The sequence below is a fragment of the Rickettsiales bacterium genome, assembly GCA_029252805.1.
Taxonomy (GTDB): domain Bacteria; phylum Pseudomonadota; class Alphaproteobacteria; order Rickettsiales; family JALZUV01; genus JALZUV01.
Map to the genome: position 1 here is coordinate 81,024 of JAQXAR010000004.1, position 8,816 is coordinate 89,839.

Below are 8,816 nucleotides of genomic sequence, written 5' to 3' on the forward strand. Positions count from 1 at the left end.
TTTTTAACACTACAGATGCGATGCGATTGATTTGCTCATGGGTCGATGCATGGCATGACAAAAGGCGTAAATCAACGGATAGCTGCACCCTAAAGCCAACCATTGCAAAAGCGGCGCCGCAATGGGGAAGAATTGCGCTTGTGTAAGCGACATTAAAAGATAAATCCACAGCATAACGAGGGCCGAAACCCAAAAATGCCTAAATGCATTACGTGCAAAACTTGAAGCTTCCTGACGCTCCTCACGTCGACGTGCTAGGGCGTAAAGTAGCAAAGCCGCAGAAACACCAACGCCCAAAGGCATCGCCTGTAATATCTCTAGTAACACACCGCAAATGACGGCTGCCCAGAGCGGAAACCCACCGCGACGCAAATAAAAGAAAATCACCGCCAAGCCTAAAGGCGGCGCAATATTTCGTAATTCAGAAGGTAAAAGATGCGGCGCGATTAGCGTCACCAGCACCGCTAACAACACGGGGATAAAATCTCGCCACTCGGCCGACTTATCCATCGGAAGCGATGAGCAGGCGGACGTAATCTAAGCGCGCTCGGTCCACGATGGGTGCAACGGTAACGCCGGTTTCAGTGATCTCCACCACGGCACCTACTAAAATACCGGCAGACATTAACCCGCCATCACCGGAGGTATAAAGCTTCTCGCCCAATTGAATTTTCGTATCTTCTGGCAGGTAATAGAGCCCCAGATACCCTTCGCCTAAGCCTTTTACTACGGCATGTTCTCGGCTTTTACCCGTTACTACTGCCACGCGCGAATTAATATCCGTCAGTGTCAACACCTGCGAACTGCTACCCGTCATGCCCATCACACGACCGACCAAACCATGTCCATCCACCACCGCCATATTTTCTTTGACGCCATCATCTGAACCGGCGGCTAATTGCAGTTGATGACTATAAGGGCCCGCCACGCTACCCAAAACACGTACGGTTAGATCGACCGTGTTCATGACCGGCACCACTTTCATCAATTGACGCAAGGCGGTATTCTCGGCTTGCAGCTGCTCCGCTCGTAATTTCCATTGCTGAAGTGCGACATTTTCTGCGGCCAGCTGATTCGCATTGGTGGCATTACTCAATGCGGTTTGGAAGTTTGTCATCGTAGTTAAGCTTGTTTCAACGGGGCTTGCAATAAAGCTACCAATCGGAGCCAAGAAGCCTGAAACCTTCTGCTGTACCTGGCCCATACTCGTATCTTCAAAGCGGCCAATCGCAACCAATAATACCGAGCCGAAGAACAACGCGATAAATACAAACCGTCCGGCCCAATCTTGCAAAGAAGGCGCGCGGCTTGAAGCATGTGAAAAAGTTTTTGACATTATTTTGTACCCTACATCCACCATACTTGATGAATGTTAAAAAAACGTCAAGCTGTCAGGAATTATTGGACGTTCAAACGGCGCTGGTATTTGCCTTGTGCGTCAATATCGAAACAGAGATCAATCACCGGGTGGTCAATTTTCTCTTCAGATGCATCTGTTTGCAAATTTGCTTCTGCCACATAAGTCATTTGCGCGGATTCATGCACGAGCACATGATACCATGGCTCATCTTTGGCTGGCTGGGTTTTCGCCATCTTTTTGTACCAATCATCGCTGAGTTGAAAATCTGAATCTACATCCAGAATCACCCCACGGTAATCAAACAACTTATGACGGATTTTTTGGCCCATGCCGAACTTGGCAGAAATAATCTCTAATTGACTCATACCTTAAACATAGATGCCTATCGCGCAGATACAAGAGGCGATTGGATAATTCGTACGCGCGCTAAAGCAGCCCAAGCTCGCTCAACTCCGCTTCCATCTCTGCTGGAGGCAATTCATCGCCCACCGCATAAGGGGCCACATCTTGCGGGGTGCCATCTTCTTTCAAATAGCGCCAGCCTTGAAATGCACGCTTGGGCAATGGATGAGTACGCATAATTTCTGTATCCGTATAAATAATGGATTTAGTACCTTGCGATGTCTCCACCCGATCAAACCCAAGAATTTTCTGCCGACAACGCATCACCCCTTTAATCACCCGGTAAATCGAACCGCCGCTGAGCAATATCTCAGTCACCTGCTTAGGCATATGGCGCGTATAAACCACATTCACTGCACGACCTTTAAAATCGAGCCGTTCATGCGACTGCCATTTCGCAAATTCCTGCAAGCTATCCATGCCCACGACTAATTTCATCATATGTAACGCCATAAGGCGTTATAGCCGCTATAAGCATAAAATTGCATTACAAATTCGTAAGGGAAATCTAGGGTGCATCTCCGACTTATTTCTTAACTAGGTAACCCCCTAGCAATCCACAAAATAGATCAATCACTCTCCTCTTTGAGTTTACTGCGATTTACTGCAACCCTTGGCTGTATCTTCTAATAAATTAAAAACTGTAATAAAAATGACATATTCAGGAACTACAGTCGATTAACTGAAGACCAACCGCCCCGACCATTTTTTGTAACTAACAGAATTATATATCCAATTAGCGGCCGCTTAATGAAGAACTTATAAAATTCGCATGAGGCGCATGTTAAAACAACCATGAGTAGACAGATGAAAAAAAGAAATCCCGACCTTACTAAAGCACGTATTATCATTGTAGACAGCGACTTCCATATGGCAGAGTTGCTGCAGCGAACTCTGCGTAAACTGGGGTTGAGCAATATTTCCATTACGAAAAGCGGAAAAAGGGCTTTGGAGATGATGAAGTCTGAACCTGCTGATATTCTGATCACAGAATGGGACACCAAGTCATTGAGCGGCATTAACCTGATCCTCCAGTTGCGTAAATCAGAAGACCCTAAGCTCGCATTGCTGCCAGTAATCATGTTGACCGCCCGCGCCACCAAAGAAGATGTGATGGAAGCCCGAGATATGGGTGTAACAGAGTTTCTGGTCAAACCATACACCACCAAAACTCTCTACCAGCATCTAGAGAATATTATTGATTTTCCTCGTGACTTCATCGTTTGGGAACGTTTTACCGGCCCATGTCGACGACGAATCAAAAGAACTGTAGATAAAAATCGTCGCATTATGCAGCCCGTCATGTTCCTGAAATTAGATAAAATTCAGATTACAAAAGAGGGCAACCGGCCGATGCAACTTGTTGCACAACAAGAGCTTCGTCGGAAGATCGGTTTACAGCAAAGCTTGAAGGAAGTTATTACCCCAAGAATCTTAACCGAAGCACAGAAAACCATTAATTCCTTCAGTCCTGAATGCTTGAAGTGGGTCGCAGAGGATGTGGAAAAGCTGGAACAAGCAGCCAGCCAGGTTATCCTTGATACTGATGAAGGTGCGCTGGAAGAATGCAAAGCCAGCCTGCTTTCAATGCGCGCACACGGCGGCACCTTCAATTACAGTCTGCAGGCTGAGACCGCCTATGACATCTACAAGTTCCTGCGCGACGGCTTTGAGTTAGGAAACAGACGCCATAACTTAGTGCTGCAGAAATACGTGGAGACCATCAAGATATTCCTCGCGAAAAAAGTGACTGGTCAGGGCGGCAAAATCGAGCAAAATTTATCGCAGGGCCTCGATGAACTCTTAGGTGCAATAGGAGCATAGTCGGGACTATTTTCTGGAATCATTCATACCATCAGCTATGCAAATGAAGTCCTTAAACCCCGTATATTCCTCGTAGCGTTGGATGGCCTTTCGAACCCCATCAAGCATGGATTCGCTTGCACTTTCTTCAAAACCCATGCTCTCGGGTTAGGCTCTAGAAGAGATGCTGTCCGTCAAAATCAGCCACTGTAAGAGCTGTGACTCCATCAATCTGGATTGTGCTACCATTACCAAAGGTAAGAGTGGTATTCCCCCCACCCACCGAAGTCGTGAAATCATTGTCAAAATCAAATATGTAACTCGTATCTATCTTGTAAGCTCCCGTCAAATCGATCAAGTAGAGCAAGTCTGTTCCTTGAGAGAAATCATAAATTCGCGCATCGATCACTGCATCAAATGGAGTAAACACAAAGATATCTGCTCCGCCACCGCCATATAATTGATCGGCACCTGAAGTAGAAACAAGGATATCATCTCCGGCATCTCCAGAAAGTGTATCAGCACCCGCGGCATCGTACCCACCAGCACCTTCGTAATCAACATCTACAATAAAGTCATCATCATCACCACCGCTGAGAGTATCAGAGCCAGAACCACCTTCAACTAAGTCTTCACCGGCACCACCGCCTACAGTATCAGCACCCGCGCCACCATCAACGGTATCGCTATTAGCACCACCATCTAGGCTATCATCATTGTTTCCACCATTAACGACATCGTTACCATTACCACCATCGATAGTATCATTGCCGCCATCACCATTGATAACATCATCATTGTCACCCCCTAGTAGGCTATCGGTGCTATTACCGCCGCTAATCGTATCGCTACCTGCACCGCCTTCAATCGTATCACGACCGCCATCACCATTAAGAGTATCATCCCCTAAACCACCGATAATACTGTCATGACCGCCATCACCATTAATGGTATCATCATCTATGCCACCATCGATCGTATCACGTCCAGTACCACCATTGATCGTATCAGCTCCGCTACCACCCGTAATGGCATCATGATTGGCGCCACCATCAATGACATCATTTCCGGCATCGCCGTTTAAGGTGTCATTATTATTTCCGCCATTAATGATGTCAGCGCCATCGCCACCATTAATCGTATCATTTCCGTCATCACCGTTTAAGGTGTCCACTCCCGTGCCACCATCGATGCTATCAGCGCCATCGCCGCCAAATATAGTGTCATTGTCTGCGCCACCATCAAGCACGTCATTCCCGCCCTGACCATAGAGTGTGTCATTGCCATTTCCGCCATTGAGTGTATCCGCAGAGTTATCTTCAGTGGAAGTGACATCATGCCACTCAACAACATAAGAAAAGCTTGAAGTGCTAGCATTAGACCACCAAGTACCGTCGGCACGAAACTCAACATAATCCCAGGCCCCGCTACCATTTGAGGGATCACCTGGCACCCAATTCGAATAGGCTCCTCCTACAGCGGAGCCGCCTGCGCCGCCTGTCCAGAATTGTGTTCCCGCTTCAGGACCATCTGTCCAGAACCACTCGCCTTCTGTCGTCGCATCTGAACCAGCCAACCATGTTCGGGCACCGCCTGTTAATCCCAATACAAATGCATTCTCTGCTGCAGAAGTGATGACTGCCAGACTCCCACTTAGGCCATTTACCTGGTTAGCCGCTGCACCCGTAGTTGCCGCTCCATGAGTAAAGCCTCCATTCACAAATTCGTAGTACGAATCAGTGGCGGCGTTATAAGTTATCGAAGGATTTGCCGCCAACACTTCGGCAGTTGTTATTGAATCACCATAAAGTATATCCGCTCCATCGCCGCCATTTAAGATATCCGCACCGTTTAGACCAAACATATTATCTGCTACCGCAGTGCCTGTTATAGTCTCACCACCGTTTGTTCCTGTAGAATCAGCCATAACTTCATACTTCTCTCATGTGTTTCTTTATATTCTCAGTATGCAATAAAAAGGTTAATGCAAGTAAACCTTTAGATAGATTTTTAGATAAATCCAAGATTAACTTGCGGTGCTAAAAAACGAACAAATATAAACATTAATTGTTATTAATCAACATATTGAAGGAAAAAAAGGCGCCTTCAGAGAGCAGCACACCTCGCTCGTAGTTTCTATTCTTATGCTACAGTTATGTTACGATTAGCGCCTACTGATTAAAAGTTGGACTATGGGGATTTTCGGTGCAGTGCTCTTACCTACGTTTTGATACTGCAACACACTGTAATTCAATGATTTTAGTTCGTCACCCTGCCCCGCCATGTTACGTCCGAGTCAGCACGTTTAAGCAATCAAATGTTTACTCGTCGCTTACTCAACAAGAAAGGACTTACCATGCCAACATTAAACCTGAACAAGAAAACCATCGACAACTTACCCATCCTGTACGCTCAATGATGGATGAAGGGCGCTCGTGCAAGTAATGTCACTGCGAGTGGCTCGCAATTGAAGGGTGCTTTATGTAAAGTCGTATGGCAAAACACACACTTCATTTTCACGCTTTGAGAAATTCTTTATAACCCCTGCCTGTAAATACAAAAATCGAGCGCATTATTGCACAAATTGCCTCTTCACACCAGTAGCAGAGAGGCTTTATGTGCCATTGTCATGAAACTGTCATATTCCACTTCCTCTCGCACCTCCCACTTCTTTCCTATTGCCGCCTTTGTCATTGCGTGGATTCCTTTTGTTGGCGTGATCACCATGCCGCTAAGTATCATTGGCCTGATTATGGCTGCAATCTCAGTTGTCCTTATCGCGCTCAAGAAGAGCACTGGAGCGGGCTATGCTATCTCTGGTTTAGTCGTTTGCGGAATCGCTCTCTACATCGCCTCCGCTTGGGTATATGCGGCCACAGAGATCGGAGAGGCTATTGAGGGGAATAGTGGAGCGAAACAGAAAGTTGTTAGTTCTGATGGTAAGCAGAAAGAAGCTACAGAACCTGATATATGGGCCGATGCAAAAGAGGCTGTTCAATTAGAAAATATTCAGATTAAAGTCCTTTCAGTCATCATTGATAATGCCCCAATCGAAACTATTGGAGGTCGCACAGAGTCAGAAAATAAAGCGTTAATGATCAAGCTAGAGATCAAGAACGTCAGCGAGACGGCTAAAGTTAGTTATGATAGCTGGCTAGGCGCTATTATAACAAAAGCGGGCGTTAAAGATAACTTTGAGAATGTCTATCGTCCGCGCAAATATCTCTGCACGATTACCATTTTGGTTATCAGGGGCTTTGGCATGTTCACCGAGTTTGACTCCGCGCTTTTTGGCTGCGGCGAGAGCTTGCGTGGTACGGATGCTGATTTGCTCTCGCTCGTGCTCTGCAAAGGCCGCTAGCATGTGTAACATAAATTTAGAGGCGTGTGGGTTGTCGCAACAAGTAAAGGAGACTCCTGAGTCCATCAGGCTGGCGATAAAGGAGACGTTACGGCCTAATCTATCCAGTTTTGCGATAAGTAGGGTAGCATTATGTTGTTTGCAGAATTCTAACGCCTCTAGCAGCTTTGGGCGGTTGCTCTTTTTACCGGATTCTACCTCCGTGAACTCCCGCACTAGCATCTCGCCGAAATTAAGATGCCGCCGTACTGCCTCCTGCTGTGCCTCCAGCCCGAGTCCGCTTTTCCCCTGCCTATCCGTGCTGACACGGTAATAAGCCACATAATACTTGCTCTGCATTTGCTTCATGCATGAGCGTATCCGGTGGCTTGGCTATGTAAAGAGGAGAACGTCTTGCACAGCTAATGATGGGAAATAGTGCGTGAATCCCCCACAAGGGAGCTCTTGTGTGAACTAGCCCCCCCATTTGAACGGACACATATGTGTCTGCCTGAAATAGAAAAAACCAACTATTCAGGTTTTTTGACCACAGCGTTATATTTTTGTTGTATTCTCTGTTGTAGTTCCTCTGAAGGTTCTCCATATCCTTTTGCAACAATTTCCAGTGCGAATTCTTCAAGATCAATCATAGCGTTGCCTTTTTGTATCTCCGCCAAAAATGCAGGCTCTTTTGGCGGATCAATTAATATGAAGTAGTAAGCAAGACGATCATCAATAAAAGCATGCAGATAGTACAGGCGTTCTATAGAGTGGCCGCGTTTAGCTAATAATTGTGCAGTAAAGCTCATTATTATATACCTATTCCATGTGATTGCTGTCCTTGAACATGATGAACAGAAGGTGGGGAGTGTATTACTGAAATTGAAGCGGCAGGTATCTTATTGGGAGGAATATCTATATCTCCCGCCCTTACTGAGGATGAAGGCTGAGGTAAGTTCGGTTTGTAATCTTCATGAATAGAATCGAGGACTTCGTATTCATTTTCTATTTTAGACTCTCCATGTACAATCATTTTGATAAAGCTTTCTGGTGTAATCTCTGTATGTACTTTCTCCTCTCTAGAGAGTATAGGCAATGGGAACTCCGTTTCTATTTCTACTTTAGCCATATAGTTTTCGTTTTTTTCTGAAGAGATCCGCTCATCTACCGGTGAATCTTGTTCTTTGTAAACTCGTTTTTCTTCATCAAAATAGCGACTTCTTGCGTGATTGGTTGCGCCGATAGCATACTGCTCGGTTGAGCGATCTGTCGTATGCTTATTGCGCTCTGCAAGTGAGCCACTAGGACCCGTATCAAAGCGTGCACCACTCAAATTTGCAGCTTTAAAGCGCTGCCCCATAAGGCATTTATTGTAAACATTGATATCAGAAAGATGCTTAATTTCATGATACAATACATCATGTAAGCTAAAGTTATGAGTGATACCCTTTCCATCTCCTTTATATTTTTCACTACCGTAACTAGCTCTTTTTAGTAGATCAAAGTCGACGGAAACGAAGCGCGTAGAAGCATCTGCAAAACTACCAGGACGAACAGAGGATAAGTTACCTATACGTATTTTCTGCCGTTGGAGATTTGGCTCTAAATGTTTGACAACCATTTGATCTGAAAGACCCAGCTTCTTGTTCATTGATTCCAATGTTTCTACGTTCTTTAAAGCCAGTTTCGCAGCTTCTTCATATACTTCTCTGATGTGCGGGCTTTGACTTCTGGTAAGTGTTTCTTGAAATTCAGGTAATTGAGCGAGATCATTTAGCGTAGTGACGACGTCAACTCGTTCTCTGGGAGAAAAAGCATTTGACTCAATTTCAAAGTAATCACGCCAGTCAAAAGATTCTCCAGTCTCCCAGTGGCGTGCTATCTTAACCCTTGGTGTGTCAGAGCAAATGG

Annotated in this window: 9 protein-coding genes; 2 read left to right on the forward strand and 7 right to left on the reverse strand. The window is 45.6% G+C overall.

The features are described 5' to 3' along the window. Window positions 1-9: 9 nt before the first annotated feature. From P8P30_00960 to P8P30_00975, 4 genes are all read right to left on the reverse strand, one after another. Complete coding sequence (locus tag P8P30_00960) at window positions 10-510, reverse strand: hypothetical protein (protein ID MDG1286115.1); 501 nt, start codon at window positions 508-510, stop codon at window positions 10-12. Further along, entirely contained in the window at window positions 503-1,336 is an 834-nt protein-coding gene (gene mreC, locus P8P30_00965) for a rod shape-determining protein MreC (protein MDG1286116.1), read from the reverse strand. The genes P8P30_00960 and mreC overlap by 8 nt, the downstream gene beginning before the upstream one ends. Window positions 1,337-1,398: 62 nt before the next feature. Then, window positions 1,399-1,725 (reverse strand): heat shock protein HspQ, encoded by a 327-nt coding sequence (gene hspQ / locus P8P30_00970; GenBank protein MDG1286117.1) that lies wholly within the window; start codon window positions 1,723-1,725, stop codon window positions 1,399-1,401. Window positions 1,726-1,786: 61 nt separating this feature from the next. After that, window positions 1,787-2,203 carry a DUF1489 domain-containing protein gene (locus P8P30_00975; GenBank protein ID MDG1286118.1) on the reverse strand — a complete coding sequence of 139 codons (417 nt, stop codon included), beginning with the start codon at window positions 2,201-2,203 and terminating at the stop codon, window positions 1,787-1,789. A gap of 366 nt (window positions 2,204-2,569) precedes the next feature. Between P8P30_00975 and P8P30_00980 the strand changes: the two genes are divergently transcribed. Further along, window positions 2,570-3,586 (forward strand): response regulator, encoded by a 1,017-nt coding sequence (locus P8P30_00980; protein MDG1286119.1) that lies wholly within the window; start codon window positions 2,570-2,572, stop codon window positions 3,584-3,586. A gap of 154 nt (window positions 3,587-3,740) precedes the next feature. On the opposite strand, the gene P8P30_00985 is transcribed toward P8P30_00980, so the two are convergent. Next, window positions 3,741-5,492, reverse strand: a complete 1,752-nt coding sequence (locus P8P30_00985; GenBank protein MDG1286120.1) for a lectin-like protein — start codon at window positions 5,490-5,492, stop codon at window positions 3,741-3,743. Between the two features lie 702 nt (window positions 5,493-6,194). On the opposite strand from P8P30_00985, the gene P8P30_00990 reads away from it, so the two are divergent. Continuing rightward, complete coding sequence (locus P8P30_00990; GenBank protein MDG1286121.1) at window positions 6,195-6,926, forward strand: hypothetical protein; 732 nt, start codon at window positions 6,195-6,197, stop codon at window positions 6,924-6,926. A gap of 509 nt (window positions 6,927-7,435) precedes the next feature. Here P8P30_00990 and P8P30_00995 read toward each other — a convergent pair. Together P8P30_00995 and P8P30_01000 are read right to left on the reverse strand one after the other, a co-directional pair. Beyond that, window positions 7,436-7,714: a hypothetical protein gene (locus P8P30_00995; protein MDG1286122.1), complete on the reverse strand. Its 279-nt coding sequence runs from the start codon at window positions 7,712-7,714 to the stop codon at window positions 7,436-7,438. A gap of 2 nt (window positions 7,715-7,716) precedes the next feature. Next, the coding region (locus tag P8P30_01000; GenBank protein MDG1286123.1) for a hypothetical protein at window positions 7,717-8,816 on the reverse strand (1,100 nt) is incomplete at its 5' end.